Source organism: Bacillus cereus group sp. MYBK195-1, assembly GCF_051916605.1.
Classification (GTDB): Bacteria; Bacillota; Bacilli; order Bacillales; family Bacillaceae_G; genus Bacillus_A; species Bacillus_A cereus.
In genome coordinates this window covers 697,113-724,038 of sequence record NZ_JBQAGZ010000001.1, presented here as the reverse complement: position 1 = coordinate 724,038, position 26,926 = coordinate 697,113, and the positions used below count along the sequence as shown (strand labels likewise).

The following is a 26,926-nucleotide window of genomic DNA, read 5'->3' as shown; positions in this document are numbered from 1 at the left end:
TTTGTGTAGCTATAATCCTATGAATCTATTAAAATTATGTCGTATGATGTCAGATTATAAAAAAAGGAGAATTATATTATGTGGAAAAAAATTATTCCTGCCGTTGCTGTTTTAAGCACCATTACTTTTTCAAGCGTATTTGCCGCTCCCCCATCTCAGAATCCAGCTGAACAAAACCACTACATAGACGTACAAATGCTTGGTATTAATGATTTCCATGGACAACTAGATACTGTTAAAAAAATCAATAATAAAGAAGCTGGTGGCGCTGATTACTTAGCTACTTATTTAAAAGAACGTAAAAAACAAAACCCTAATACACTTCTCGTACATGCTGGTGATATCGTCGGAGCTAGTCCACCAGTTTCAGCATTATTACAAGATGAACCGACAATTGAATTTTTAAATGACTTAAAATTTGATGTTGGTACAATCGGAAACCATGAATTTGATGAAGGTATTGATGAAATGCAACGCCTCATTTACGGTGGATATCATGAAAAAACAGGAAATTTCAAAGGAGCTAACTTCCCCTATGTAGCTGCTAACTTCTACAATAAATCAACTGGCCGCTTATTTTTACCACCGTTTACTGTAAAAATGGTAGATGGTGTTCCTGTAGGATTCATTGGGGTTGTTACAACTGATACACCAAATGTCGTTATGCCTACGATGCTTAAAAATGTACAAATTACTGATGAAGTAGAAGCAATTAATAAATCAACACAACAATTAAAACGCCTCGGCGTTAAATCTATCGTCGTTCTTGCTCATGTCGGTGGAACAACCGATGAGTCTGGGGTAACAAATGGCGATCTTACTCGAATTGCAAATGAAACAGACCCAGAAGTTGATGTTATTTTCGGTGGACATAGTCATACGTATGTAAATGGTACAGTAAATAATAAACTAATTGTCCAAGCAAATTCATACGGAACGGCTTTCTCAGACGTGGATGTAACAATTGATCGTAAAACAAAGGATATTGTAAAGAAAAAAGCTGAAGTTGTTACAACGTATCATGAAGGTGTAGAACCTGATAAACAAGTAAAGAAAAAACTAGATCAATATAAAGAAAAAATCGCACCACTTGTAAATGAAGTGGTCGGAAAATCTACAGCACCTATCGACCGTAAACAAAATGATGCTGGTGAGTCCACTCTTGGAAATTTAGTTGCCGATGCTCAGCGTCAAACGATGCAAACTCAAATTGCCCTCATGAATCCTGGTGGCATTCGTAATGACTTAGATGCTGGTGATATTACGTGGGGTGAGTTATACGGCATTCAACCTTTTGGAAATCAATTGATTAAAGTAGATTTAACAGGTCAAGACATTCGCGATATTTTAAATCAGCAATGGCAAAAAGGAACAACAAGAATGCTTCAAATTTCAGGTATTCAATATACGTGGGATGCAAATAAACCAAACGGTGAAAAAATTACAAATATACGTTTAACAAACGGAGAAGAATTATCTCCATCTACAACGTATAGCGTAGTTGCAAATGCCTTCTTAACTTCTGGCGGTGACGGATTTGTATCATTTAAAAATGGTACAAATGCAGAAACTGGTCCAAACGACTTTGAAGCGTTAGTCGATTACGTAAAACAATTAAAAGAACCAATTCAGCCAGTTATTGATGGAAGAATTCAAAAAGTAAATTAAGTGTTTCTCTAATAATAAATTTCATTTTTCACACCATAAAGGATTTGTACTGATCCTCTATTTTATACGTAATATACATCATAAAAAGGATACTCGTTCTTCCAATGAACATAGTATCCTTTTCTTTAGTTATCAAAATGTGATGTTTTGTCAACTTCATATTGCTGTAAAAATTGTTGCAACGCTTCTTCTACAAGTTTAGATTTTTGAATTCCTTTCGATTCTGATATAAGGTCCAATCTTGCTAATATTTCTGTATTAATAGAAAAAGTTCGTCTCTTTTTCTCTGTACTTTTACTCACAATTGGTGCAATTACTTCTTCTCTTTTTCTTAATAACTCATAAATACTTTGTAGTTGCTCATAAATTAATAATTGATAATCTGTTTTCTCATATTGAAGGGCGGTCGCTTCTTGGAGTTGTAAGTGACGTGGTTCTTCTCCATCTCCTACAAAAATACGTTTCTTCTGCTCTCCATCATATTCGTATCCAATCAATCTTAATTTCTTCGATAATGTATACGGGCTTATTTCAAGACGTTTTGCTATAATAGCGATGGATTCACGTCTATTTAAACCATCTATAATTTCTCCAATCGTCACAATTTCCCTCCTCCCGTGTTGAAATGACACTAGTATGGTATGTTACAATGATTTTCTAACAGTATATGCAAAATGAATAGCCTGTGCGATTCATACGATTTCACAAAAGGAGGTTTTCAATATGCTTTTTCGTAGCTACACCCCTCAGTTCTATAATGAAAACAAACAACTCATTCCTAATAGTATCGCTACGATAGAAAGCGTTATGATTAATAATCGAAAACAAACTCTCCTTATGCGTGGACAAAACGTAGAGCAACCTATTTTATTATGCTGTCACGGCGGACCTGGGATGGCACAAATCGGATTTATTCGCCATTTTCAAAAAGAATTAGAGAAGCAATTTATTGTTATTAATTGGGATCAGCGCGGGGCTGGTAAATCCTTTTCAATGAAAGATTTCGGAGCAAATTTCACAATCGAACAATTCGTTTCCGATGCAAAAGAAGTGATTCAATATGTACTTAAAAGGTTCAACAAACAAAAACTATTTCTCGCTGGTCATTCTTGGGGAAGTATTATTGGGCTTAACATAGCACATCAATATCCAAAGTATATCGAGGCTTACATCGGTATTGGGCAAATTGTACATATGAAACAAAATGAAGAATTGCTATATCAACATTTAATTCATTCTGCAAAAAAACATGATCATAAAAAGGCATTAGCTTCCCTTTTAAAATTAGGCAAACCACCATTTTTAGATACGAGACGTCTCATTATTCAAAGAAAGTGGCTTGGCACATTTGGAGGCGCAATCCAAAACGGATCTTCCTTTTCTTTCATACGAAAAGGTTTCTTTTCTCCTGAGTATACGCTATTAGATTGGTTCAAGTTTCTCGCAGGAAATTTAAAATCTGGCGTTTTATGGGAAGAAATGCTGACAATCGATTTCTTTTCTTCTATCTCAAGTTTATCTATTCCAGTTTATTTTTGTTCTGGTCGCTATGATTATCAAACTCCTTATGCACTCGTTCAGGAATATTGCGATATTATTGAAGCGCCTATAAAAAAGATGATTTGGTTCCCAAATTCAGCACATTCTCCTGATTTAGAAGAACCAGAATTATTCGCTAATTCTTTGCAATCAATTAAACAAGAGCTAGCTTTTCAGCATTAGTAACAAAAGGCTCTTTTACATTTCATAGAAAACATTTTATAATAATATGTCGCAAGTATGTATAAACATAGCAAAATGTTTCATATTTACTTGTCTTAACAGAATAAAAATTTAGGGAGATTACATTTATTATGAACGCTGTACTCGTCGCAGTAGCAATTATGCTATTGCTTAGTTTGTTACGTGTCCAGGTCATTGTCGCCATCATTGTTGGAGCTTTAACAGGCGGAATTATCGGCGGACTCGGTATTTCAGAAACGATTAACACTTTTACAACTGGTCTTGGAAACAGTGCTCCAATCGCTTTAAGTTATGCAATGCTTGGTGGTTTCGCTATTTCCCTTTCCAAAACAGGACTTCCAGATGCTATGATTCAAACTGCATTAAAATGGATTGGCAATGAACAAGACACGAAAAAACAAGTTTATTCTAAAATACTTATTTTATTCATTATCTTAACGATGGCTTGTTTCTCGCAAAATGTGATTCCTGTTCACATTGCTTTCATCCCCATCTTAATTCCAGCACTTTTAAAAGTATTAAATGAGCTGAAAGTGGATCGCAGACTTGTCACATGTATTATTACATTTGGATTGATTACTCCTTATATGTGGATCCCTGCAGGGTTCGGAAAAATTTATCATGACGTATTGCAAACCAACGCTGCGCAAAGCGGCCTTACATTTGATGTCACACTTATTCCAAAAGCAATGACTATTCCAGCAATCGGTATGATTATTGGATTATGTGTAGCAGTATTCATTACGTACCGAAAACCTCGTACGTATGAAACAGAACAAATTCATACTACCGAAAATGAAATCGTTCCCTATACAAAACGTAGTATTACTTTCGGGTTATTATCTATCATTGCTACATTAACTGTTCAATTAACAACAGAATCAATGATTTTCGGTGCTTTAGCAGGTATTATCGTCTTATCAGTTAGTGGCAGTCTACCACTTAAAGAAGCAGATGCGATATTAACAAGCGGAATGCGTATGATGTCCTTTATTGGCTTTGTTATGATTGCTGCCGCCGGATTCGGCGCTGTTCTTCGAAAAACAGGACATGTTGAATCTCTAGTGCAAACGAGTGCACATATAATTGGAAATAACAAACCACTCGCTGCATTTCTTATGCTCGTTATTGGACTTCTCGTTACGATGGGAATTGGTTCATCCTTTTCAACCATCCCTATCTTAACAACCATTTTTGTACCTCTTTGCATTCAGCTTGGATTTAGTCCAATGGCCACAATTGCTATTATCGGTACAGCCGGAGCGCTAGGTGACGCAGGATCTCCAGCATCGGATAGTACCCTTGGACCAACATCCGGTTTAAATGCTGATGGTCAGCACCATCATATATGGGATACATGTGTACCCACTTTTCTACATTACAATATACCGTTACTTATATTTGGCTTTATTGCCGCAATTACATTATAAAAAGGTGCGTATAAAACGCACCTTTTACTTTTTCATTTTTCCTTTTAATTGTTGAAAAGCTACTTTTCCGTTATCTTTGACACAGCTTTCAATTGTCGGTAGTGATGAACCTATCCATTCACACTCTATGCTCCCATTCGGTCCAACAATTTTTAATTTATCTGGTATATGTATATTTAGAAATCTCGCTGACCGAATTAACTCAATAGCAATCTGATCACTTGAGGCTACAATTCCATCTATATATGGATTGTTTTGCAATAATGTAATAAATTGTTTATTTGTATACCCTTGTACACATTCTTCTCGATAAGAGATTCCTTCATCCCAAACAGCGTCTAAAAACCCTGCTATATGATCTTCCATTTCTTCACTTTCTTCTCCCTCACCGAAATATGCAAGAAAGTGACACCCTTTCTCTTTTAATAAAGAAACAGCTCTCTGTCCACTTTCATAATAATTTCCATGTAATTGTTGCTCATCAATCACAACAAACGGAAATGGAATTTCTCCTACACTTTTAAAAACTGCTCTTGTCAAAATAACACCTGCAATGTTATTTTGCTTCAGCATATGTATGTATCTATCTTTATTCTCTATATTACAAATAATGATTTGATAACCTTCTTTATATGCTATTTCCTCAATACAATGTAGCAAAGTGATGTTTGATTGGTTACATAAATTATCTACAAGTAATGCAATTATCGTTGAATTCTCTTTAAATAGTGGCTTCGCTGCACTGTTTGGCCTATAACGTAATTCTTCAATTGCTTCCTTTACTTGTTTTACTGTGTCCTCATGAACGTATCCTTTTTCATTAATAACTCGTGAAACGGTTGCGACTGAAACACCTGCCAATTTTGCAACATCACGTATAGTTGCCACATCGTCACCCCTTAATATGGTAATAGATTACAATTTTACGGTAACCTAAATTACACTATCCGTCAAGATTAATAACTCACATTTCTGAAAATTGTTACATCACTTCACTAAACGATACTCCAACTGAATTTCATGTAAAATTGGGATATTATCATATCCAATACGTGGAATTTCTTTCTTTATTTTTCGTGCCTCCTCTACCGCATTCAAATATAAATTAGTCATTACAAAATTACGTTTTTGGTAAAATCGTAACGCATTCATATTATCATTAGTTGTAATAAGCCAAACCTGTCTGCACCGTTCTTCTTCTGCAACTTGTAATACACAATCCACAAGTTTCGTCCCTATTCCTTTTCTTTCTTCAAAGCTATCTAGCGATACAATTTCGCACATATTTCCGGTCACTTCATACGTTATAATTCCGATTATTCTGTCATCTGAGAGCGCAACAAATCCTGGCAACTCTTCTAACTGATGTCCCTTACCACGTGAAACCATCAATGAACTTCCCCAATTCTCACACATGAACATTCGGATTGTTTCTTTCATCGCTGGCGTAATTTTTTGTATATGCAGCATTTCCTATTTCTCCCCTTTTATATCATTGTGATACAATATAAGTGTATCACATGTAACGGTATTTGGAGGATGAGGTAAAGTATGAAACGTTTTTTTGCAGCATTGTTTACTATACTAGGTGCAATAACTGCGCTTGGGATTTTCTTTACAAATAAAGTGATGTACTTAAAGAAAAAAACAGAGGAAGAAGTACTCGAAAGAGAAACGAAAAAACATTTTCGTATAGAGGATTTTGATGCTCTTCATAAAGAAGAAATTCATATCCCTTCACAATTTGGATACGACCTTCACGGATATTACATTCCTGCTGGTCATTCCACCAATAAGTTTATGGTTTTTTGCCACGGTGTAACTGTAAATAAAATAAACTCTGTAAAATATGCAAACTTATTCTTAAAAAGGGGATATAACGTCCTCATTTACGATCATCGTCGTCATGGTAAAACTGGCGGAAAAACAACAAGCTATGGATACTATGAAAAACATGATTTAAAATCCGTAGTTGACTGGCTAAAAAACCGTTTTGGCACCAATATTACACTTGGTATTCATGGTGAATCTATGGGAGCTGCAACACTTCTTCAATACGCAGGATTTGTAGAAGATGGTGCTGATTTCTATATTGCAGATTGTCCTTTCTCTGATTTTCACGGACAATTACAGCACCGTTTAAAGGTTGAATTCCATTTACCAAAATGGCCTTTATTACCTTTAGCAAACGCATTTTTGAAAGTTCGTGACGGTTATACAATTCGTGAAGTTTCACCAATCGATTGTATAAAAAACATTAACAATCCCGTTCTCTTTATTCATAGTAAAGATGACGACTATATTTTAGCTGATATGACAAAAGCATTATATGAAGCGAAAGAAAATAATAAGCAACTTTATATTGCAGAACACGGTGCACACGCTTGCTCTTATAACGAAAATAAAGAAGAGTACGAAGCAGCCGTCGATCAATTTTTAAACACATATGTGAAAGAAACAAAAAACAGGCTTGCATAAGCCTGTTTTTTATTGCGCTAAAACGTCTGTAACTTGTTCCATATTTTCAGAAATCCATTGCATTGCATCATCTAACGTTGGGAATTCTGTCGTTTGAAATGTTACTTCATCTTGCAGTAACCAAACATCCTTTGCCTCTTGCCCTACACCTGCAATGGACCAATGTAACAAACTATATGGATGATTATCATTCAAAAATGATGCCCACGTGCGCTCATTTGCAATGTTTCGTAATGTATGTAATTGTTTATCCATCTCTCGTCACCTTACTCTAGTCAGTTATGAAAACTATTATAACACTCTCTTCTTTCTCAAACAAAGTGCTCTTTTTTCCCCGCTATTTGCGGGTAGTAAAACTCCCACCTCAAAATTCGGCTGAAACAAAGAAGTTAGGTGGGAGATTAACTGCCCCTAAAAGCCCGATTGGTCAACTAATAATTAGTGGGGGATGCCTCCCCCACTAATTAAAGTTTCACTTTATATTGCCAAGCACTTCCCTTGATTATATGATGAAATTAAGCGTTTGGGAAGGAGGGATAACGTTGGCAAAAGTACAAATTAAAGTAAATGATAATGGCTCTTTTCGCGTTACAGGGGACGTGGAATTAGTCGACTCACAAGGGAATGCATTCCCAGCAAAACCGGCATTTTCTTTATGCCGTTGTGGTTTATCAAAAAATATGCCTTATTGCGACGCTTCGCATAAAGGTAAATTCGAGTCTGTTGTTAGAGCACCAGAGGCAGAATAATTTTACATGTGACATGCACATTTTTTTGTGCATGTTTTTTCTTTTTAGGAACTCCGTTATATCCCTTCTCTTTACAACATTTCTAATACTTTTATTTCCATTCCAGCCTGCATATATTTTCACACAATTCTTCACATTCGAATATTTTTTACTAGCCTTTTATTTTTTTTGTGCTATAATTTGAGCAAACAGCATCCTTCGGGGTCGGGTGAAATTCCCAACCGGCGGTGATGAAGTGAAAACTTCTAAGTCCGTGACCCGTTTTCAACTCGAAAACGGTGGATCTAGTGAAACTCTAGGGCCGACAGTATAGTCTGGATGGGAGAAGGATATGTTTCTAGTTTTTTATATAGTGAATACACTTTTATTTCAGTATGCATATTTTTAAAGATTCATTTTGATTCTTTATATATGTTTAATTTTCTATACTTATTTTTTATACTGAAATAAAAAGAGACAACTAGCGTTTAAAAATTCGATATTTTGCTAGGTTTTTTCCTTATGCAGAAATATCAATTATCGTTAGGTTTCTTTCCTATGCTTTCGTATTCAAACTATATTTCTAGAAATCACGTCTCCCAAACCCCAAGGATATTAAATCCTTGGGGTTTTTTGATTTTTTTTGGAGAGGTGAAGAAAATGACAGATCAAGAATATATGAGGATTGCCCTGCAGTTAGCAGAAGGAACATCAGGACAAACAAGTCCAAATCCTATGGTTGGTGCTGTTGTTGTAAAAGATGGAAACATCGTTGGTATAGGGGCTCATTTACGAGCTGGTGAAGAACACGCAGAAGTTCATGCCCTTCAAATGGCTGGTCAGAACGCCAAAGACGCTACCGTTTATGTAACACTGGAACCGTGTAGCCACTTTGGAAAAACACCACCTTGCTGTGAATTGCTCATCGAAAGAGGAGTTAAGCGTGTTGTAATTGCTACTCTCGATTGTAATCCGCTCGTTTCTGGTAACGGAAAAAGAAGATTAGAGGAAGCTAGAATTGAAGTAACTACCGGTGTTCTTGAAGCAGAAGCAGTTTTATTAAATCGCTACTTTTTTCACTACATGAAAACGAAACGCCCTTTTGTAACAATCAAAACAGCGATGAGCTTAGATGGAAAAACAGCAACTGTAACTGGTGAAAGTAAGTGGATTACAGGTGAACAAGCACGTGCTGATGTTCACCAATATCGCCATACACATGATGCAATTCTTGTTGGAGTGAATACAGTTATAGCTGATAATCCTCATTTAACAACAAGAATTCCAAATGGTGGGAAACATCCTATTCGCGTTATTTTAGATACCCATTTACGAACGCCACCATCTTCTCATGTCATAACAGATGGTTTAGCACCGACGTGGATTATTGTCGGTAAGGATGTAAAGAAAGAGAAGATATCTTCTTATGAATCTAAAAATATAGCTATATTCCAAATGGAAACGAAGTATATAGAAATCGAAGACCTTCTTTCCTTTCTTGGAGAGAAACAAATTCTTTCTCTATTCGTTGAAGGTGGCCAATCGATTCATGCAAGTTTCTTAAAAACAAACAATTTTAATGAAATTGTAACCTATATAAGTCCGAAATTAATTGGTGGGAAAGATGCTCCTACTTTATTTGGAGGAAATGGTTTTTCAAAATTACAAGATGCGCTTTCCTTGAAAATTCAAGAGATGAAACAAATTGGTGATGATATAAAAATCGTTGCGAATGCCCGAAACGAGGTGACGAAATGTTTACAGGAATTGTAGAAGAATTAGGAACGATAGCAAACATGCAACAAAGCGGAGAAGCGATGAAATTAACGATTCATGCAAACAAAATTTTATCAGATGTTCACTTAGGTGATAGTATCGCTGTTAACGGCATTTGCTTAACTGTAACAAGCTTTACAACTACTTCATTTACAGTTGATGCAATGCCTGAAACGATGCAGTCGACATCACTTCGCATGCTTAAACCGCACTCTAAAGTAAATTTAGAGCGAGCAATGGCTGCAAATGGACGATTCGGTGGACATTTCGTTTCAGGACATATTGATGGCATCGGAACGATTTTAAATAAAAAACAACATTACAATGCCGTCTATTACAAAATAGCAATTTCTGATGAACTGCTGCGCTATTGTTTGCAGAAAGGGTCCATTGCTGTTGATGGAACGAGTTTAACGATATTTGATATAGACGAATCTTCCATAACGATTTCACTCATCCCGCACACAGTAAGCGAGTCTGTCATTGGAGAAAAAAATGCCGGAGATATCGTAAACATTGAGTGTGACATGATTGGTAAATATATCGAACGCTTTATTACTAAACCTACAAAACGAGTAGGTTCAATGACTGAAAGCTTTTTACAAGAAAACGGATTTCTATAAGGGGGAAGCACAATGTTTCATCGTATTGAAGAAGCTCTAGAAGATTTAAAACAAGGTAAAGTCGTTATCGTATGTGATGATGAAAACCGAGAAAATGAAGGCGATTTTATTGCTTTAGCAGAGTACATTACACCAGAAACAATTAATTTTATGATTACACATGGCCGTGGTCTCGTTTGTGTACCGATTACAGCAGGGTACGCAGAACGTCTACAATTAGAACCAATGGTATCTCATAATACAGATTCACATCATACTGCGTTTACAGTGAGCATTGACCATGTTTCTACAACAACAGGGATTAGCGCTCACGAACGTGCAACTACGATACAAGAATTGTTAAACCCCGCATCAAAAGGCGCTGATTTCAATCGACCTGGACATATCTTTCCATTAATTGCGAAAGAAGGCGGTGTCCTGCGTCGTGCAGGTCATACAGAAGCTGCTGTTGATTTAGCAAAGCTATGCGGTGCCGAACCAGCTGGAGTTATTTGCGAAATTATAAATGAGGACGGCACGATGGCACGTGTACCTGATTTAATAGAATGTGCAAAACAATTTGATATAAAAATGATTACAATAGAAGATTTAATTGCTTATCGCCGCCATCATGAAACACTTGTGACGAGAGAAGTGGAAATTACATTACCTACAGATTTCGGTACTTTCCACGCAATTGGCTATTCTAACTCATTAGATACGAAAGAACATATCGCACTTGTAAAAGGTGATATTTCAACAGGTGAACCGGTACTTGTACGTGTTCATTCTGAATGCTTAACAGGAGATGTATTCGGTTCACATCGCTGCGATTGCGGACCACAACTCCATGCAGCACTTGCTCAAATTGAGCGTGAAGGAAAAGGTGTTCTTCTTTATATGAGACAAGAAGGAAGAGGCATTGGGCTTCTTAATAAGCTTCGCGCTTATAAATTACAAGAAGAAGGATTCGATACTGTAGAAGCAAATGAAAAACTCGGCTTCCCTGCTGATCTTCGTGATTACGGTATCGGTGCTCAAATATTAAAAGATTTAGGTTTACAAAGCTTACGATTATTAACGAATAACCCAAGAAAAATTGCTGGCTTACAAGGTTACGATTTAGAAGTAGTCGAGCGTGTACCGTTGCAAATGCCGGCAAAAGAAGAAAATAAATCGTATTTACAAACGAAAGTAAATAAATTAGGACACTTACTAAACTTATAATTAAAGGAGAGATTTATTATGGTATTCGAAGGTCATTTAGTTGGTACAGGATTAAAAGTTGGAGTTGTTGTTGGACGTTTTAACGAATTTATTACAAGTAAGTTACTTGGCGGAGCTTTAGACGGATTAAAGCGTCACGGTGTAGAAGAAAGTGATATTGATGTTGCTTGGGTTCCTGGTGCATTTGAAATTCCTTTAATCGCTAAAAAGATGGCTAGTAGCGGAAAGTATGATGCTGTTATTACATTAGGTACTGTAATCCGAGGTGCTACAACACACTACGATTACGTTTGTAATGAGGTAGCAAAAGGTGTTGCGTCTTTATCACTACAAATGGACATCCCAGTTATTTTCGGCGTATTAACGACAGAAACAATTGAACAAGCGATTGAACGCGCAGGTACGAAAGCTGGTAATAAAGGATATGAATCAGCTGTTGCTGCAATTGAAATGGCTCACTTATCAAAACAATGGGCATAAAAAAAAGAGGCTGCGGCCTCTTTTTATTTTTTCACCTTTTTTTGTACATCTTTTATTAATTCATTCATCGTTTTTCCTTCTGTTTTTATATGAAGAGCTTGTGCTGTTCTCCATACATTCTCTCTTTTTTTCGCTTCTTCTATAATAGTAATTTCTTTTCTAACTTCCTTTAAATCTTTTCCTTCCGTTTTCAATCCAAAATGTTCAGCTTTCGTTCGAAAGTGTTGTTCGATTCTTTGTTGCATCTCTTTTTGTTCAGGATTTTCAGCAGCCTTAACTGGATCAGAACTTATTGCTTTTATTAAAATTAAACAAGTCATAATCGCTAATATGTATTTGTACATGTAAAATCCTCCAACCCAATATAAATTACATATTTACTATGTACAACTAGGGCTTGGAAAATTCGTCCACAAAAATTCTTTTTTTCGCTCAAAAACCAATAATATCAAGCGTTCACAACTATTTATTACATTTTATTTACAAAAAAAGCAAACCCTTTTACAAGTTTGCTTTTTCATCTATCTTATAATGCACATTCTTCAATCTCAAATCCTAAATCTGCAATCATACCCCAGTCCGCAGTCGGCTCTTGTCCAGCTGTCGTTAAGTAGTCCCCGACAAAAATAGAATTTGCTGCAAATAAACCGATTGGCTGTACAGAACGTAAATTGATTTCACGTCCTCCTGAAATACGAATTTCTTTTGTTGGGTTTACAAAACGCATCATTGCAAGTACTTTTAAACATTCTACTGGCGTTAACTCTTTTTGCCCTTCAAGAGGTGTCCCCTTTACAGCAACAAGGAAATTACAAGGGATAGAATCTGCATCTATACGTTGTAATTCAAATGCAATTTCAGCACGCTCTTCAATTGTTTCTCCCATGCCAAAAATTGCTCCAGAGCATGGTGAAATACCAGCTTGTTTTGCTTTTTGAACTGTATCAACACGATCATCATACGTATGAGTTGAACAAATACTATCGTAATTATTTGCATGTGTATTTAAGTTGTGATTATAACGGTGCACGCCTGCTTCCGCTAAACGTCCTGCTTGATCTTCATTTAAGAAACCTAAACAACAACAAATCTTCAAGTCTGTCGTTTCACGAATTTCCTTAACTGCTCCAATTACGTGATTTACCTCTTTATCCGTCGGACGACGACCAGACGCTACAATACAATATGTACCTGCTTTACGGCGTATTGCTTCATGTGCCCCTTCTACAATCTTCTCCTGCGTTAACCATGCATATTTATCAATCGGTGCTTCTGAAATAATAGACTGTGAGCAATATCCACAATCTTCAGGACATAATCCAGATTTCGTATTAATAATCATATTCAATTTTACTTTCTTACCAAAGTGATGATGGCGAATAATGTAAGCTGCATTCATAATTTCTAAAACTTCTGTATCATCAGCTTCTAATATCGCTATTGCATCTTCTTTCGTAATCATTTTCTCTTCCACTACGTCGTATGCAAGTTTTTTCCAATCCCTTTTTGTTTGTACTTGTTTCATTTCATCTCTTCCCCTCTTTTGTTATGTGTATAAATAAAGCATGATACGTTGCCATTATCCCTTCATTTCCCGTGAAGTCTCTTTCGTATATGCGTAGCATCGCACGAAAGAGTGAGGGACTTTGACAATATGATCCTTCATTGCTATTAGTTGCTCCTACTTTTCGAATAGAATGCAGAAACTCCTTAACTTCTGTAAAACTCTCTATGTAACATGTTTCAGAAACATGCACATCCCCTGTTTCTATCTTACATATATGAAGCAACTGATCTTTTGAATAAAAACGTTGACCAATCGATGTTTCATTTTTTATATTTCTTTCTTCTTTCGCACGTTGGAACGAAGCATGCAATTCTTGAAATGTTTCATGTCCAAACGTTGAAAAGAGTAATATCCCATCTATAGACAAATGTTGAAATAAATTTCTTAACACTTGTTGTAAATTATTTAACCATTGAAATGTAGCATTTGAAATAATGACATCATATGATTCTTCTAATCGTAATTGCTCAATATCTTCACAGTGAAACGTTACATTTTTTACATTTTGTTTAGTTTGCGCAATCGCAATCATACTTTCAGCAAAATCAACTGCTGTAATATGTGCTTTCGGAAATAACTTTGATAATTGTTCTGTTACATACCCCGTCCCGCATCCCAGTTCTAAAATACGTATTGATGCCGTTTCACTATATCGTTCCTTTAAGATTGAAAGTAATGAATGTGCCATCTTTTTTTGTACATTTGCATATCGATCGTAAGATACGGCTGCCCCATTAAACCGTTTTTGTAGTAACGTTTTGTTGATCATGTCGTATCCCCTCTACAAATTGAATCATCTCATTTGCACAATATTCAAAATTCGTTACACATAATGCATGCCCTGCTTCACTTACTACTTTCAGCTCGCTGCTGCTATTCTCCGTCATACTACGTGCCGCAGACAATGGGCATATTACATCCTGTTCTCCGTGAATAAGTAGTATAGGTACTTTAATTTCTTTTAGTTCTTCTCTCATATCTGTTTCTATTAAATAATCCAAACCTAGTTGTAAAGACTGAATAGAATCACCTTTAAAACGGTCTACAATGTCTTCAAAGTTTTTATTCCCTTTTAGCTCATCTTTCGTAAACATATTTTCATAAAAACGCTTGAGCGTATCCTCTCTCCTTCTCGCCAAATTCCTTTTCAGCCGTTCTACATGCAAAGCATTCCATCCATTACTATAGTCGCTCGTATTTGTAAATTTAGCAGTCCCACCAATTAATACGATGCCTTTTGCCTGAATCTTTTTATAAGCTTCAACTGCTGCTAACGCTCCTAGTGACCATCCAACTAAAATTACGTTGTCGTTATGCGCTACATCTATAATTCGTTCCGCAAATTCACTTCGTTCTTTCACATTACGCCAATCTACGCATTCAACAGGATATCCTTTAAAATACGGAAGTACTAAATCCCAAATATTCTCTTCCATTCCCCATCCGGGGATAAAAATAATCTTTAGCTCGTTCATACGAAAATCTCCTCTTCTTTCGCAATGTGAATAATTCGGTCAATAGCCCATTTTAAATCAGCTATTGTATGTTGCGATGTAACTGCAAAGCGAATTCGAGAACTATGAACCGGCACAGTTGGCGGACGAATTGCAATGGCCGCAATCCCTACCTCTTGCAACCTTTTACTAAATCGTAAAGCATGTTCATTTGAACCGACTACAATCGGTACAATATGAGTTGAACTATTCCCAATATCAAAACCAGCATCCCTTAATTTAGTTCTGAAGTATTCTCCGTTTGCTATAAGGTTCTCTCTTCTTTCGTTATCTTCTTTTACAATTTCAATTGCTTTTTGCACTGCTCCTAACGTACTTGGTGGTAAAGCTGTAGTAAAAATAAAGCTTCTCATCATATTTTGTAAATACTCTATATAAATTTCATCACCTGTCAAATACGCACCATAACACCCTAAAGCCTTGCTAAACGTCCCCATATGTATATCAATTTTTTGAGCAAGATTTTTTTCTATATGAGATAACCCAGCTCCGCCGATTCCATATATTCCACTCGCATGTGCTTCATCGACTATAATGATTGCCCCGTATTTCTCTTTCAGCTGTACTAAATCTCTCAAATACGCAGTATCACCATCCATACTAAAAACGGTATCTGTTACGATTAATTTTCTGCTTTCAGGCGAAGCCATTTTCAACAGCTTCTCTAAATGATCCAAATCATTATGACGATACCTTTTATGCTCTGCCCCGCTTAATATGATTCCATCAACAATACTTGCGTGATTTAACTTGTCACTAAAAACAATATCGTGCCGAGAGGCCAAAGAAGATATGGCACCTATATTTGCCGTATACCCACTATTTACAATTAAAGCTCTTTCAGTACCTTTCCAGTCACATATGCTTCTCTCAACCTCTTCATATAATGGATGATTTCCTACAACGAGACGAGAGGCAGTCGCTCCAGTTCCATATCTTTTTGTACAGGCAATAGCAGCTTCTTTTAACCTTTCATCTCCAGCTAACCCTAAATAATTATTTGACGCTAAATTTAACATCCTTTTTTTATCTCGAATAAGCCAAGTCTCTTCTGCCTTCTCTGTTACATGCAAATCACGATACTGCCCTTGCTCATGTAATTGTTGTAATTTACATTGAAGGTGCGCCCGCCACGTTTGATTCATTTTGGATAAACTCCTCTAATTTTGAAATCATAATATGTTCTTTTGCAGATTCTAATACTTCTTCTTTCGTAAACTCACCTTCAAAGAATGGTAATAATCCTAAAACTGGTACCCCGCTCAGCTCTTCAATCATCTCTTTATTTTCTTGCACTCTTTCCATTTCACATTCTTTGCAACCTGATAAAATGACACCCGCTACGGTTAAGCCATGCGCCTTTGCATAAGCAATCGTTAACACTGTATGATTTACTGTTCCTAATGTAGGACGAGCTACTACAATAAGAGGCAACTGTAATTCTTTTGCAAAATCAATTACTAAAGCATCTTCTGTATATGGGACAGCAAGCCCACCTGCCCCTTCTACAAATAAGCTATTAAACTCTTTTAATAGTTCATTATAGTAATCAGTAATTTCTTTTAACTTTACTACTCTTCCAGCTCTTTTCATGGCAAGTCTCGGAGCAAGTGGTGCTTCAATAGAATAAGGGCAAATTTCATTTTCTTGTGTCGGCACACCTGATAATGCTTTTAACCTTGCCGCATCTCCCTCAGGGTTTGATGCAACATGCCCACTTTGCAACGGTTTATATACTCCGATGTTATATCCCAATTCTCTAAATACACCGGCTAATGCACCGGCAACGACAGTTTTCCCCACTTCAGTATCTGTTGCTGTTATAAAAAAACCGCGCATTATTCTCCCTCCGTAACATCCGAGATTGCTTTATACAAAATACGTAACATATCATCAATCTCCTCAATTGTAGAAGCAAGAGGTGGCATAAATACAATCGTATTACCGAGCGGTCGCAAGATCATACCCAGCTCTCTTGCGCGTTTACATACTTGAACACCGACTCTTTCTGTCCAGTCAAACGCTTCTTTCGTTTCCTTATTCTTCACAAGCTCAATACCAACCATTAATCCGCACTGACGAATATCACCTACATGTTTATACGCAAAGAGCTTTTCTAATTGCGCTGCCACATAATCCGTTTTATGTGCCACTTCTTCTATTAAATTTGTTTTTTCGTATAGCTCTAAATTCGCGATTGCTACGGCACACCCTAACGGATTGCCTGTGTAGCTATGTCCATGGAAAAATGTTTTTTGTTCTTCATATTCTCCTAAGAAGGCATTATATATTTCATCCGTCGTTACCGTAACTGCAATTGGTAAATATCCACCTGTTAAACCTTTCCCAGCAGTTAAAATGTCTGGCGTCACATTTTCATGTTCACACGCAAACATTTTCCCTGTACGCCCAAATCCAGTCGCTACCTCATCTGTAATAAATAATACATTGTACTTAGTACATAAATCGCGCAGTCCTTTTAAATATCCTTTTGGCATTGTAATCATCCCGCCAGCACCTTGCATTAATGGCTCCACAATGATGGCAGCTACTTCTTCATGCTTTTCTTTCAACAATTCTTCCATTTCTTCTAAATGGCTTTTTACAATTTCCTCCCTATTATTTCCGTAAGGAGAACGATATGTATATGGATACGGCATTTTAATCGCATCAAATAAGAGCGAACTATACACTTGGTGAAACAAGTCTATTGCTCCTACCGAAACAGCTCCAATTGTATCACCGTGATATGCTTCTTTTAATGTAACGAATCTTTGTTTCTTTCGTTTCCCTTTATGCTGCCAATATTGGAAAGCCATCTTAATTGCAATTTCAACAGCGGTAGAACCTGAATCAGAATAGAATACCTTCTTCAATCCATCTGGTACAACCTCAATAATTTTTTCTGCTAATAAAATAGATGGAACGTTAGCAAGTCCTAACATAGTAGAATGAGCAATTTTATTTAATTGCTCACGAATTGCTTCATCTAATTCCGGTACTTGATGTCCGTGAACATTTAACCATATAGATGAAACACCATCCCAATATTCATTACCATTTACATCGTATAGCTTTCTTCCCTCTCCACGTTCAATAATGACAGGATCTTCTTCTAAATAATCTTTCATTTGTGTAAATGGGTGCCATACGTAAGCTTTATTTTTCTCTGCTAATTCTTCATATGTATAAGATGATTTTTCAATCGTTTTACTATTTATTGTCACAATTGTCACCCCTAATGTTAACTTGTTTATAAATACAGTTAACATTAAATCTGAATGACTGTCAATTATTTTAAAATCAAATAGTTCTTAAAAAAGAACAACTTATCATACGATAAGTTGTTCTACTTTCCATGCTGTATCTTTCCAATTTCTAAAATAATTTCTTCATCTTTTTTCCACTCTGTATCAATTCCAAGTTGCTTAGCGTGCTCAATTAATAAATCATGACGCTTCTCAAACCTAGCGGTATTTACTTCTTTCGTAACCTCTTCTTTTGTTTTTCCCTCTGTAGAAACTCCTAGTTTCTCTGCTGTTTTTTCCATTGATTTCTTCTCTTCTATTTCTTTTACTTTCTTCACTTCTGATTGTTGTATTTGCTTTTGTTTCAGCTGCTCTGATTCAGCCGCAAAAGCTGTGTAAATTCCAGCACTTCCTCCAATAACTAATAAAGTGGTAAAAAGAATTATTTTTTTCTTCACTCTTTCCTCCCCCTTTCAAATTCATTATAACGTACATTTTTACAGCATTAAAAACAATTATCCTTTATTTCCCTAAAAAAACATTTAATATTTTTATTGACATGTAAGATGAAAATATGATAAAAATTTAACTAACATCATATGAATCGGCGTTGATAGGATTTAGTAGTATTTCGATTTCTGATTTCAGAGAGCTGGTGGTCGGTGCGAACCAGTACAGAGCGAATTATGAATTACCCCCTGGAGCTTCTTTTACGAAACGTGAGGAGTAGTGAAAGACGGTTATAGACCGTTATGTCTAAAGAGTGGTGAAACGACACTGTTTCACAATTTAGGGTGGTACCGCGAATTTTTCGTCCCTGCATATATTGCAGGGACGTTTTTTATTTTATAAACGCATATCATATGACCCTTTATTTTGTGATACATTCATTTCACAAGCTAGGGTGGTACCGCGATTTCTTCGTCCCTGCATAATTATATGCAGGGACGTTTTTTTATCCAATTATTTCCGTATCATATAGAAGAACAAACAATTACCGGTAATTTGTCACAAAATTCTAAAATTTAGAAGGAAATATACAATATTGGCGAATTTTATATAAAAAAGAGCTATTTCATATTACTTAGGAGGGGAAAACAATGGTTTCAAAAATTGAGTCTGTTCTTTTAACAATTTTTATCTTTTTCTGTATTGGTTTTAGTGTTATTCAATTAGAAGTTTCACCACACATCCCAATTTTATTTGGTATCGTTCTTTTATTAGCATTTGGATTCTTGAAGAGAATCTCTTGGTCTACTATGGAGAAAGGGATGATTAGTAGTATTTCAGCTGGTATTCCATCTATATTTATTTTCTTACTTGTAGGCGTATTAATTAGCGTTTGGATCGCAGCTGGAACTATTCCGACTTTAATGGTATACGGCTTCCAACTTGTATCTCCAAAAATTTTCGTTCCAACTGTTTTTGTTGTTTGTGCAATTGTTGGAACGAGTATCGGTAGTGCTTTTACAACTGCTGCAACTGTAGGACTTGCCTTTATGGGAATGGGTACTGCCCTTGGATACGATCCAGCTCTTATTGCTGGTGCAATTATTTCTGGTGCATTCTTCGGAGATAAAATGTCTCCTTTATCTGATACAACAAACTTAGCGCCTGCTGTAACGGGTGTAGATTTATTTGAACATATTCGTAACATGCTTTGGACAACAGTGCCAGCTTTCATTATTGCTTTTATCGCATTTTTCATTTTAGGAAGCGGATCTGATGGAAACGTTGATTTCTCAGCATTTATTAACACATTAGAAAAAAATGCAACGATTTCTATCGTTACACTTATTCCTATTTTATTACTGTTCCTATTCGCATTTAAAAAGGTACCTGCAGTTCCAACATTACTTGCAGGAATTGTGGTAGGGATTATTATTCTCTTTATTTTTAAACCTAGCACTTCTTTAGCTGATTTAATAAAAATTATGCAAGACGGTTACGTTTCTAAAACTGGTATCAAAGATATTGATAGCTTATTATCTCGCGGTGGCCTGCAAAGTATGATGATGTCAATTGCTCTTATTTTTCTAGCTCTTTGTATGGGAGGATTATTACAAGGAATGGGTATTATAGCGCAGCTGATGAATATTATCTCTAGCTTCGTAAAAACTAGTACACGCTTAATTATTTCTACTGCTTCAACTGCAATTGGTGTAAACTTCTTACTCGGTGAGCAGTACTTATCCATCGTTTTAACAGGACAAGCATTTGCTAATAAATACGATGAAGTCGGTTTAGAACGTCGTAATTTATCACGAGTATTAGAAGATGCTGGTACAGTAATTAATCCACTCGTACCATGGGGTGTAAGTGGCGTATTCTTAACAAACGTTCTTAGCGTTCCAACATTCGATTACCTGCCATACGCAATCTTCTGTTTAGCATGTCCAGTCGTAACCATTATCGTCGGCTTTACTGGATTCGGTCTTTCATGGAAAAAAGAAAAAGCAGTACCAGTTTCATAATATAACAAAAAGGATTACCAAATCGGTAATCCTTTTTATATTTCTCGACTATCTATTCGCTTTCTTTCTTCTAAATAACATAAGTAATCCCGCTCCAACAAACGCAAGACCCGCTCCAATTGTAGAAGCAATACTTGCACCTGTTTTCGGTAAATCACGTTCATCTTTTTCAGCTTCTTTATTTTCACTTACAGTTGTTGTTGTTTCTTTTGTATTTTGATCATCTGTTGTAGTTTGTCCAGATCCAGTATTGTTTCCATCTTGTTTTGGTTCATTACCATTATTACCTTCTTCTGTTGGTGGTGTTGGGTTTTCTCCATTACCTGTTGGCGGTGTTGTTGGATTTTCTCCCCCACCTGTTGGCGGTGTCGTTGGATTTCCTTCACCAGTTTCTTTATCATCATTTTTCTTCGTTATATCAATTGCATATTTAGCAAATTCATTTTCAGATGGTCCAACATATGATATGTTCCCATCTTTCTTTATATACTTTTGTGCATTTGGTGAAGAATCAAATGTTGTATGTAATTTATCTGCAACAATCGGTTTAAACGTCCAATTTTGATCAGCTGCTGGATCAATATTTTTTATTTTTTGCATATACTTCACAATGATTTGACGTGTTTCATCTTGTGATTGGTATACAACCTCCCCTTTACTTACACCTGGGAACGTTTGACTACTTCCACGATAGTTATTTGTAGCGACGATGAACTCTTGATCATCAGCTACTGGCTTACCTTCATATGTCATATTTACAATACGATTCGTATTTGCATTTACAACTTTTCCATCTTTATCGTATTTCGCCGGTTGTGTTACATCAATTTCGTATTTTAAGCCATCTAAAATATCGAAGTTATATGTAGGATAGCCTATATTTACTAATGGCTGTTCTTCTGTTTTCTTTGGATCAATTGTATTAAACTGACCTGCAGACATTTCAAGCCATTCTTTCACTTGTGCCCCATTTACTTTTACAGCATATAACGTATTTGGATACACGTATAAATCTGCAACGTTTTTAATTGCTAACGTTCCAGCTGGAATATCCGTATAATATGTAGCACCGTTTCGGCCACCTGCTTTAAATGGTGCGCCTGCAGATAAAACCGGAATATCTTTAATCTTTTCGTACTCTGGTTTTTTAAGTTCTTGTTCTACATACCATTTTTGCGCATTTGTCACAATTTGTACGGAAGGATCATCTTGTACTAATGAAAAATAACTATTAATTGGTGCTTTCGTTTCACCTACAGGTGTATTTACATAGTCGATTGTCGCTTGATGCTCATCTTTAATTTCATTAACTAATTTTTGATCAGATTCTACTAATGGGGTACCTTTACTATTAGCAATCGGGCGAAGTTGTGGCTTAGATTGATCTTTTTGTACTTCCCATTTTCCGTTTACCTTTTTCAATTGCATATCAATAATACCTAAGTTACTACCAAAAACACCAGGCATTACAACTGGAACACCATTAAATACATCCTTCACTTCAGTATGTGAATGTCCCATTAATACTGCATCTACGCCAGGAACTTGTGTTGCTAAATGATATGATGCATTTTCCATTCCTTCGTTGTATCCACTCTTATCAACACCTGAATGCGCTAGTGCAACGACAATATCTGCATGTTCCTCATTTTTCAGTTTCGGTACTAATTTATTCGCTGTTTTGACAATATCTTTCGCTTTTACTTTTCCTTCTAAATTTGCCTTATCCCAGTTCATAACTTGAGGTGGGACAAATCCTATTACACCAATTTTTACTATTTGTTTTTGGCCTGCTTCATCCACTACTTCTTTCTCTAAAATATGATATGGTTTAAAATAATTTTCATCGTTCGCTTCATTATTATCATGGTCGTCTTTATAAACATTCGAGTTAATAACCGGGAATTCCGTTTTACTAATTACTTTGTTTAAATAGTCTAAGCCGTAGTTAAATTCATGATTCCCAAGAGAGATGACGTCATACTTCATTAAATTCATTACACGATATAATGGATGTGTATAACTAGGATCCACAGGATTCTTCGGATCTTTTATTTTATTTGCTACATAATCTCCAAGCGGTGTCCCTTGTAATGCATCCCCATCATCAAATAGGACAGAGTTTTTCGCTTCTTCACGTGCTTTATTAACGAGTGTTGCAGTTTGCACGAGACCTACTTTATTATCTGTTTTCGTTTGATAATAATCGTAATTCATTAAGTTAACGTGAATATCTGATGTTTCTAGAATTCGTAAGTTAACTGTACTCTCCCCAGTGTTCTCATCTGCATGAGCTGTTGTTGGCATTACTTGCGGTGCTATAACACCAATCGCAAGAGTTGCTCCAGCTAGCATTTTTTTTGACTTTTTCACAAAAAATCCCCCTTATACAATTACCAGAAATAATGAAATGAATCCCTATCTGTCTCTAACCACATACCTTTTTTCTTCTATTAGAGACACAATTTTCATTTCACCCTGCGCTAACGAGTAGTCCCCTTAAACGCCCGATTGATGAAGACTATTAATTAATAGGAAATAAAGCTCCCACTCATTAAAGTTTCACCTTATCTGACATTATCATATATAAAGTTCTTTCCTATCGTCAATATTTTTTGACAAACTTCAACAAATTTTCTGTAAAGTTATTATAAACTTTTCATAAACATATAATATGCCCTTACATTGCTAATACTGCTGAATATGATACAATTACCAATTACAAGGAGGATGAATTTATGAAAAAAGTCATCTTAACAATTATTTGTCTCCTCCTTCTGATCATTTCTTATTCTTATTTTGAAAAGAACGACGAGACAAAACAAAATGAATCTGAAGAAAAAACAGAAAAAACATCTGCCCCAAATTGGATTGATAAGCAAACAAACGAATCTTTTTATCATCTTGTATTAGGTGATTCACTCGCTAAAGGATATGGATCGACACAAGGTGGATTTGCTGAATTAGCTTCTAAGCAAATAGAAGCACAAATTCATAAACCAATTACAGTAGAAAACCTTGGGGTAAACGGTCTTACAACAGATCGTCTCGCTAAAAAAGTTCAATCAGAAGATGTAAAGGAAAAAATTAGAGCAGCAAATATAATTACAATTAATATTGGAGGAAATAATTTATTTCGTTTAAATCGTGATGTTGGTGTTATAGATGGTATAAAAATGTTAAATAAAGAAAAAGCCCATTTTGAAGCGGATATAAAAAGTATTGTAAAGACAGTTCGAGATCAAAATCCGGACGCTTTACTCATTCTCTCAGAACTCTATAACCCGTTACAACTCGATGACTCCATCGCAAGTTATGCAGATATGTTTTTAGATGGCTGGAATGAATCTGTTTATTCCATTTCCAAAGCAAATCAACCATCTATCGTTTTACCAATTCGCAAATTAATATCGAATGATAAAAAAGAGTTATTATTTGACCAAGTACACCCAAATGATAACGGCTATGCAATTATTGCCAATACATTTACAAAGCAAGTGTTATCCTACAAATATTAAAGCGACCATGAAACAATTCTATTTTTATAACATGTCTTTTTTGTTACAATGATAGTGGAAGGGGGCCTTTATATGGAATCACGCGAGTGGGAACGTATTGTTGATCATCTTCTTTCGCTAGTGCCTCTTTTTTATCGCAAATTTATGCTTCCTGGAGAATTTTCTTCTCAAAGACATATGCCGCCATCACATACACAAGTATTACTGCTTTTGCATGAAAACGGCACATTAGCAGTTTCCGAAATCGGCAAGCGGCTAGCGATTTCACGGCCTAACATGACACCTCTATTAAACAAACTTATTCAAGAAGAACTAATAGAGCGTCATTATAGCGAAAAAGATCGACGGGTCATTTTAATTTCCCTAACAGCTGAAGGGAAATTATTAGTAAATCAGTATCAGCAATTCATTTTAGACAAACTAAAAGAAAATTTCCAAACATTATCTGAGGAAGAGCGCGAAAAGCTCATTCATTCTCTTCAAACCATTCAAAATTTAATTTTGAAAACAAACGTATAAAGCTGCTTCTAAATAGAAGCAGCTTTATGATTCGTAATAATTACCATAGTATACATTGGAATATGGCCATGTTGTTAAATATGGTTTTTTTTCCTGTGTAGGCTGTTGTGTTGGTAATTGTGGTATTTGTGATAATTGCTGTAATTGTTGTTGCCGATATAATTCGTATTGTCTACTCGTATCATAAACCGGATAATAATTTACATATGGATATACTTGAGGTACGTAATAATAATACATTATCCTCTCCTCCTTTTTCTTAAACATATTCAAAGGAGAAAATGAATGTGACATTGTTTATAATTGTACAAGTGGTTCTCTCACTCGTTTCTTCCTTTTCTTCAAACGTAACTTACGGTTCTTTTCGTATAAATAATGCACAACGAAATATGAAATGAGACCAAACACAACTCCTAAAATCGTCATTCCAATTAATACATACACTTCACTTTGTAATAAGCTCTTTAATATCGTAAAAATGTGACTTGAAAACAAGTCCGATATCGTAAATGGTTCATGATGAATTTTCTGTACATGAAATGGATAAATCATTTTTCCTAGCGCATACGCAAGCGGAAATAAAAATACTGGGAGAAACGATATTTTCCCAATAATATTGCCAATAACTGCCGCAGGAAAAGATCCCTTTGCTAACCTGACGATTGGATAAAATATTACATATACGAGCGATGCCGTATAAATGACTAACATTTCTAAGCCGAATCCTATAGCAAACCCTAACGATACTTTCTTTGCGCCTTCTGGCGATCGAAGCAACTTATAATATTGAAACTTTAATATTCTCCACATCCGCTGGAAAAACGAATATGTTTTCTTAGTTGTTTTCACCCTCATCATCTCTTTAACTATATTTTTATATGTAGTATGTCCTTACACACTCTGAAAAACAAATTTAGTTTTCTCTTTTATTATAAATGATATCGAAATGGTTAACTAAATATACATATGACATTTTAATATAAAAAAACCTCCCTTTTAGGAAGGCTCTTCTACATTTTTAAATAAACTCACTAATAACGCTTTTTGAGCATGCAATCGATTACCAGCTTGCTCAAAGACGATAGACTGCGGTCCATCTATAATTTCTCCTGTTACTTCTTCTTCACGATGGGCAGGTAAACAGTGTAAGAAACGATATGTTTGCTTCGCATGCTTAACAAGTTCGTTATTGATTTGGTAAGGTTGAAATAAAGAATATTTCTCTTCTTCGCCCTCTTGCCCCATGCTCATCCAAACGTCAGTATAAATGAAATCTGCTTCATTCACCGCTAATTCAGGATTATGCAAAACTTCAATTTCAGCTCCTGTTTCCTTGGCAATTGCTAACGCTTTTTTTACAATCTCTTCATTCGGTTCATATCCTACAGGCGTTGCAACAGTCATATGCATTCCAACTTTTGCACTCGCTAGCAACAATGAATGACACACATTATTGCCGTCACCTACGTAAGCCAATTTTATTCCTTTAAATGTATTTGTTTCTTCGTATATCGTCATAAGGTCTGCCAATGCTTGACAAGGATGATGATCATCCGTTAAACCGTTAATAACAGGAATACTCGATTCTTTTGCAAGCTCTTCTACATCCGCGTGTGAGAATGTACGTATCATAATCCCGTCAATATACTGCGATAATACTTTCGCAGTATCTGAAACGCTTTCTCCTCTTCCCATTTGCATCTCTTTCCCACTTAAAAACATACCATGTCCCCCGAGTTGTACCATTCCCGCTTCAAAAGATACACGAGTACGAGTTGAATGCTTATCAAAAATAAGCCCTAATATTTTGCCTTGTAATAAAGGCTCTTGCTTATTCTTTTTTAAATATATAGCGAACTCAATTAAAGAAATAATTTCTTCTTTCGTTAATTCTTCTAGTGTTAAAAGATCTTTCGTATTTAATTTCGGTACTTGTACAGTTGACATGAAACTT

At 35.8% G+C, this 26,926-nt stretch carries 28 protein-coding genes, 1 riboswitch and 1 other annotated feature; of the genes, 12 read left to right on the top strand and 16 right to left on the bottom strand.

The window, feature by feature from the left end:
• Positions 1 to 78 precede the first annotated feature (78 nt).
• Complete coding sequence (locus ACTFRY_RS03960) at positions 79 to 1,668, top strand: bifunctional metallophosphatase/5'-nucleotidase (protein WP_061663473.1); 1,590 nt, start codon at positions 79 to 81, stop codon at positions 1,666 to 1,668.
• A 125-nt stretch (positions 1,669 to 1,793) separates the two neighbouring features.
• Here the strand turns inward: ACTFRY_RS03960 and ACTFRY_RS03955 are convergent, their stop codons facing one another.
• Complete coding sequence (locus ACTFRY_RS03955) at positions 1,794 to 2,270, bottom strand: ribbon-helix-helix domain-containing protein (RefSeq protein ID WP_000151931.1); 477 nt, start codon at positions 2,268 to 2,270, stop codon at positions 1,794 to 1,796.
• 121 nt (positions 2,271 to 2,391) lie between these two features.
• Between ACTFRY_RS03955 and ACTFRY_RS03950 the strand changes: the two genes are divergently transcribed.
• Together ACTFRY_RS03950 and ACTFRY_RS03945 are read left to right on the top strand one after the other, a co-directional pair.
• The gene (locus ACTFRY_RS03950; RefSeq protein ID WP_000898973.1) at positions 2,392 to 3,390 is read left to right on the top strand and encodes an alpha/beta fold hydrolase; all 999 of its coding nucleotides are present in this window, start codon (positions 2,392 to 2,394) and stop codon (positions 3,388 to 3,390) included.
• A gap of 131 nt (positions 3,391 to 3,521) precedes the next feature.
• Entirely contained in the window at positions 3,522 to 4,841 is a 1,320-nt protein-coding gene (locus tag ACTFRY_RS03945) for a Na+/H+ antiporter family protein (protein ID WP_000994810.1), read from the top strand.
• A 24-nt stretch (positions 4,842 to 4,865) separates the two neighbouring features.
• Here ACTFRY_RS03945 and ACTFRY_RS03940 read toward each other — a convergent pair whose 3' ends face one another.
• Both ACTFRY_RS03940 and ACTFRY_RS03935 read right to left on the bottom strand, forming a co-directional pair.
• Positions 4,866 to 5,729 carry a LacI family DNA-binding transcriptional regulator gene (locus ACTFRY_RS03940; protein WP_000201344.1) on the bottom strand — a complete coding sequence of 288 codons (864 nt, stop codon included), beginning with the start codon at positions 5,727 to 5,729 and terminating at the stop codon, positions 4,866 to 4,868.
• Between the two features lie 99 nt (positions 5,730 to 5,828).
• On the bottom strand, positions 5,829 to 6,311 hold the full coding sequence (locus ACTFRY_RS03935; RefSeq protein ID WP_000902436.1) for a GNAT family N-acetyltransferase: 483 nt from the start codon (positions 6,309 to 6,311) through the stop codon (positions 5,829 to 5,831).
• A gap of 81 nt (positions 6,312 to 6,392) precedes the next feature.
• On the opposite strand from ACTFRY_RS03935, the gene ACTFRY_RS03930 reads away from it, so the two are divergent.
• Positions 6,393 to 7,319, top strand: coding sequence for an alpha/beta hydrolase (locus tag ACTFRY_RS03930; RefSeq protein ID WP_016118590.1), 927 nt, complete (start codon positions 6,393 to 6,395; stop codon positions 7,317 to 7,319).
• Between the two features lie 9 nt (positions 7,320 to 7,328).
• Here the strand turns inward: ACTFRY_RS03930 and ACTFRY_RS03925 are convergent, their stop codons facing one another.
• Positions 7,329 to 7,574: a DUF2552 family protein gene (locus ACTFRY_RS03925; protein WP_000360793.1), complete on the bottom strand. Its 246-nt coding sequence runs from the start codon at positions 7,572 to 7,574 to the stop codon at positions 7,329 to 7,331.
• Between the two features lie 287 nt (positions 7,575 to 7,861).
• Between ACTFRY_RS03925 and ACTFRY_RS03920 the strand changes: the two genes are divergently transcribed.
• The 5 genes from ACTFRY_RS03920 (at position 7,862) to ribH (ending at position 12,132) form a co-directional block, all read left to right on the top strand.
• Positions 7,862 to 8,068 (top strand): CDGSH iron-sulfur domain-containing protein, encoded by a 207-nt coding sequence (locus ACTFRY_RS03920; RefSeq protein ID WP_001151579.1) that lies wholly within the window; start codon positions 7,862 to 7,864, stop codon positions 8,066 to 8,068.
• 190 nt (positions 8,069 to 8,258) lie between these two features.
• Positions 8,259 to 8,402: riboswitch (FMN riboswitch) on the top strand.
• Between the two features lie 305 nt (positions 8,403 to 8,707).
• Positions 8,708 to 9,820, top strand: a complete 1,113-nt coding sequence (gene ribD, locus ACTFRY_RS03915; RefSeq protein ID WP_086391627.1) for a bifunctional diaminohydroxyphosphoribosylaminopyrimidine deaminase/5-amino-6-(5-phosphoribosylamino)uracil reductase RibD — start codon at positions 8,708 to 8,710, stop codon at positions 9,818 to 9,820.
• Positions 9,802 to 10,446, top strand: coding sequence for a riboflavin synthase subunit alpha (ribE, locus tag ACTFRY_RS03910; RefSeq protein WP_000493915.1), 645 nt, complete (start codon positions 9,802 to 9,804; stop codon positions 10,444 to 10,446). Before ribD ends, ribE begins: the two co-directional genes overlap by 19 nt.
• A gap of 12 nt (positions 10,447 to 10,458) precedes the next feature.
• Positions 10,459 to 11,652: a bifunctional 3,4-dihydroxy-2-butanone 4-phosphate synthase/GTP cyclohydrolase II gene (gene ribBA, locus ACTFRY_RS03905; RefSeq protein WP_000468983.1), complete on the top strand. Its 1,194-nt coding sequence runs from the start codon at positions 10,459 to 10,461 to the stop codon at positions 11,650 to 11,652.
• A gap of 18 nt (positions 11,653 to 11,670) precedes the next feature.
• Positions 11,671 to 12,132: a 6,7-dimethyl-8-ribityllumazine synthase gene (gene ribH, locus ACTFRY_RS03900; RefSeq protein ID WP_000230899.1), complete on the top strand. Its 462-nt coding sequence runs from the start codon at positions 11,671 to 11,673 to the stop codon at positions 12,130 to 12,132.
• A gap of 23 nt (positions 12,133 to 12,155) precedes the next feature.
• On the opposite strand, the gene ACTFRY_RS03895 is transcribed toward ribH, so the two are convergent.
• From ACTFRY_RS03895 to ACTFRY_RS03860, 8 genes are all read right to left on the bottom strand, one after another.
• Positions 12,156 to 12,476 (bottom strand): hypothetical protein, encoded by a 321-nt coding sequence (locus ACTFRY_RS03895; protein ID WP_000280032.1) that lies wholly within the window; start codon positions 12,474 to 12,476, stop codon positions 12,156 to 12,158.
• 182 nt (positions 12,477 to 12,658) lie between these two features.
• On the bottom strand, positions 12,659 to 13,657 hold the full coding sequence (bioB, locus tag ACTFRY_RS03890; protein WP_000815856.1) for a biotin synthase: 999 nt from the start codon (positions 13,655 to 13,657) through the stop codon (positions 12,659 to 12,661).
• A gap of 1 nt (position 13,658) precedes the next feature.
• A complete protein-coding gene (bioC, locus tag ACTFRY_RS03885) occupies positions 13,659 to 14,468 on the bottom strand; it encodes a malonyl-ACP O-methyltransferase BioC (RefSeq protein ID WP_000608903.1) in 810 nt (269 codons plus the stop codon).
• Positions 14,434 to 15,174 (bottom strand): alpha/beta fold hydrolase, encoded by a 741-nt coding sequence (locus tag ACTFRY_RS03880; protein ID WP_098616198.1) that lies wholly within the window; start codon positions 15,172 to 15,174, stop codon positions 14,434 to 14,436. Before ACTFRY_RS03880 ends, bioC begins: the two co-directional genes overlap by 35 nt.
• A complete protein-coding gene (gene bioF, locus ACTFRY_RS03875; protein ID WP_016118592.1) occupies positions 15,171 to 16,358 on the bottom strand; it encodes an 8-amino-7-oxononanoate synthase in 1,188 nt (395 codons plus the stop codon). The genes ACTFRY_RS03880 and bioF overlap by 4 nt, the downstream gene beginning before the upstream one ends.
• Positions 16,324 to 17,052 (bottom strand): dethiobiotin synthase, encoded by a 729-nt coding sequence (gene bioD / locus ACTFRY_RS03870; protein ID WP_001213931.1) that lies wholly within the window; start codon positions 17,050 to 17,052, stop codon positions 16,324 to 16,326. The genes bioF and bioD overlap by 35 nt, the downstream gene beginning before the upstream one ends.
• On the bottom strand, positions 17,052 to 18,485 hold the full coding sequence (gene bioA, locus ACTFRY_RS03865; RefSeq protein WP_016118593.1) for an adenosylmethionine--8-amino-7-oxononanoate transaminase: 1,434 nt from the start codon (positions 18,483 to 18,485) through the stop codon (positions 17,052 to 17,054). The genes bioD and bioA overlap by 1 nt, the downstream gene beginning before the upstream one ends.
• Positions 18,486 to 18,562: 77 nt before the next feature.
• On the bottom strand, positions 18,563 to 18,919 hold the full coding sequence (locus ACTFRY_RS03860) for a hypothetical protein (protein WP_016118594.1): 357 nt from the start codon (positions 18,917 to 18,919) through the stop codon (positions 18,563 to 18,565).
• A 143-nt stretch (positions 18,920 to 19,062) separates the two neighbouring features.
• Positions 19,063 to 19,283: a binding site (T-box leader), on the top strand.
• A 278-nt stretch (positions 19,284 to 19,561) separates the two neighbouring features.
• On the opposite strand from ACTFRY_RS03860, the gene nhaC reads away from it, so the two are divergent.
• A complete protein-coding gene (gene nhaC, locus ACTFRY_RS03855) occupies positions 19,562 to 20,935 on the top strand; it encodes a Na+/H+ antiporter NhaC (RefSeq protein ID WP_016118595.1) in 1,374 nt (457 codons plus the stop codon).
• A 48-nt stretch (positions 20,936 to 20,983) separates the two neighbouring features.
• Here nhaC and cpdB read toward each other — a convergent pair whose 3' ends face one another.
• Positions 20,984 to 23,308 (bottom strand): bifunctional 2',3'-cyclic-nucleotide 2'-phosphodiesterase/3'-nucleotidase, encoded by a 2,325-nt coding sequence (gene cpdB, locus ACTFRY_RS03850; protein ID WP_000748656.1) that lies wholly within the window; start codon positions 23,306 to 23,308, stop codon positions 20,984 to 20,986.
• Between the two features lie 365 nt (positions 23,309 to 23,673).
• On the opposite strand from cpdB, the gene ACTFRY_RS03845 reads away from it, so the two are divergent.
• Both ACTFRY_RS03845 and ACTFRY_RS03840 read left to right on the top strand, forming a co-directional pair.
• Entirely contained in the window at positions 23,674 to 24,453 is a 780-nt protein-coding gene (locus tag ACTFRY_RS03845) for a GDSL-type esterase/lipase family protein (RefSeq protein WP_086391625.1), read from the top strand.
• A 72-nt stretch (positions 24,454 to 24,525) separates the two neighbouring features.
• On the top strand, positions 24,526 to 24,972 hold the full coding sequence (locus tag ACTFRY_RS03840; RefSeq protein WP_000445819.1) for a MarR family winged helix-turn-helix transcriptional regulator: 447 nt from the start codon (positions 24,526 to 24,528) through the stop codon (positions 24,970 to 24,972).
• Between the two features lie 24 nt (positions 24,973 to 24,996).
• On the opposite strand, the gene ACTFRY_RS03835 is transcribed toward ACTFRY_RS03840, so the two are convergent.
• From ACTFRY_RS03835 to argF, 3 genes are all read right to left on the bottom strand, one after another.
• Positions 24,997 to 25,212 (bottom strand): hypothetical protein, encoded by a 216-nt coding sequence (locus tag ACTFRY_RS03835; RefSeq protein WP_000291957.1) that lies wholly within the window; start codon positions 25,210 to 25,212, stop codon positions 24,997 to 24,999.
• Positions 25,213 to 25,269: 57 nt separating this feature from the next.
• Positions 25,270 to 25,830: a DUF2062 domain-containing protein gene (locus tag ACTFRY_RS03830; protein WP_002005691.1), complete on the bottom strand. Its 561-nt coding sequence runs from the start codon at positions 25,828 to 25,830 to the stop codon at positions 25,270 to 25,272.
• Between the two features lie 138 nt (positions 25,831 to 25,968).
• A complete protein-coding gene (gene argF, locus ACTFRY_RS03825; RefSeq protein WP_016118599.1) occupies positions 25,969 to 26,919 on the bottom strand; it encodes an ornithine carbamoyltransferase in 951 nt (316 codons plus the stop codon).
• Between the last annotated feature and the right edge of the window lie 7 nt (positions 26,920 to 26,926).

Bases quoted from the DNA above. Each gene is read 5' to 3' on its own strand.
- ACTFRY_RS03960 (WP_061663473.1), top strand. From the start codon at position 79: ATGTGGAAAAAAATTATTCCTGCCGTTGCTGTTTTAAGCACCATTACT.
- ACTFRY_RS03950 (WP_000898973.1), top strand. From the start codon at position 2,392: ATGCTTTTTCGTAGCTACACCCCTCAGTTCTATAATGAAAACAAACAA.
- ACTFRY_RS03945 (WP_000994810.1), top strand. From the start codon at position 3,522: ATGAACGCTGTACTCGTCGCAGTAGCAATTATGCTATTGCTTAGTTTG.
- ACTFRY_RS03935 (WP_000902436.1), bottom strand. From the start codon at position 6,311: ATGCTGCATATACAAAAAATTACGCCAGCGATGAAAGAAACAATCCGA.
- ACTFRY_RS03930 (WP_016118590.1), top strand. From the start codon at position 6,393: ATGAAACGTTTTTTTGCAGCATTGTTTACTATACTAGGTGCAATAACT.
- ACTFRY_RS03925 (WP_000360793.1), bottom strand. From the start codon at position 7,574: ATGGATAAACAATTACATACATTACGAAACATTGCAAATGAGCGCACG.
- ribD (WP_086391627.1), top strand. From the start codon at position 8,708: ATGACAGATCAAGAATATATGAGGATTGCCCTGCAGTTAGCAGAAGGA.
- ribE (WP_000493915.1), top strand. From the start codon at position 9,802: ATGTTTACAGGAATTGTAGAAGAATTAGGAACGATAGCAAACATGCAA.
- ribBA (WP_000468983.1), top strand. From the start codon at position 10,459: ATGTTTCATCGTATTGAAGAAGCTCTAGAAGATTTAAAACAAGGTAAA.
- ribH (WP_000230899.1), top strand. From the start codon at position 11,671: ATGGTATTCGAAGGTCATTTAGTTGGTACAGGATTAAAAGTTGGAGTT.
- ACTFRY_RS03895 (WP_000280032.1), bottom strand. From the start codon at position 12,476: ATGTACAAATACATATTAGCGATTATGACTTGTTTAATTTTAATAAAA.
- bioB (WP_000815856.1), bottom strand. From the start codon at position 13,657: ATGAAACAAGTACAAACAAAAAGGGATTGGAAAAAACTTGCATACGAC.
- bioC (WP_000608903.1), bottom strand. From the start codon at position 14,468: ATGATCAACAAAACGTTACTACAAAAACGGTTTAATGGGGCAGCCGTA.
- ACTFRY_RS03880 (WP_098616198.1), bottom strand. From the start codon at position 15,174: ATGAACGAGCTAAAGATTATTTTTATCCCCGGATGGGGAATGGAAGAG.
- bioF (WP_016118592.1), bottom strand. From the start codon at position 16,358: ATGAATCAAACGTGGCGGGCGCACCTTCAATGTAAATTACAACAATTA.
- bioD (WP_001213931.1), bottom strand. From the start codon at position 17,052: ATGCGCGGTTTTTTTATAACAGCAACAGATACTGAAGTGGGGAAAACT.
- bioA (WP_016118593.1), bottom strand. From the start codon at position 18,485: ATGTTAACTGTATTTATAAACAAGTTAACATTAGGGGTGACAATTGTG.
- nhaC (WP_016118595.1), top strand. From the start codon at position 19,562: ATGGTTTCAAAAATTGAGTCTGTTCTTTTAACAATTTTTATCTTTTTC.
- ACTFRY_RS03845 (WP_086391625.1), top strand. From the start codon at position 23,674: ATGAAAAAAGTCATCTTAACAATTATTTGTCTCCTCCTTCTGATCATT.
- ACTFRY_RS03840 (WP_000445819.1), top strand. From the start codon at position 24,526: ATGGAATCACGCGAGTGGGAACGTATTGTTGATCATCTTCTTTCGCTA.
- ACTFRY_RS03835 (WP_000291957.1), bottom strand. From the start codon at position 25,212: ATGTATTATTATTACGTACCTCAAGTATATCCATATGTAAATTATTAT.
- ACTFRY_RS03830 (WP_002005691.1), bottom strand. From the start codon at position 25,830: ATGATGAGGGTGAAAACAACTAAGAAAACATATTCGTTTTTCCAGCGG.
- argF (WP_016118599.1), bottom strand. From the start codon at position 26,919: ATGTCAACTGTACAAGTACCGAAATTAAATACGAAAGATCTTTTAACA.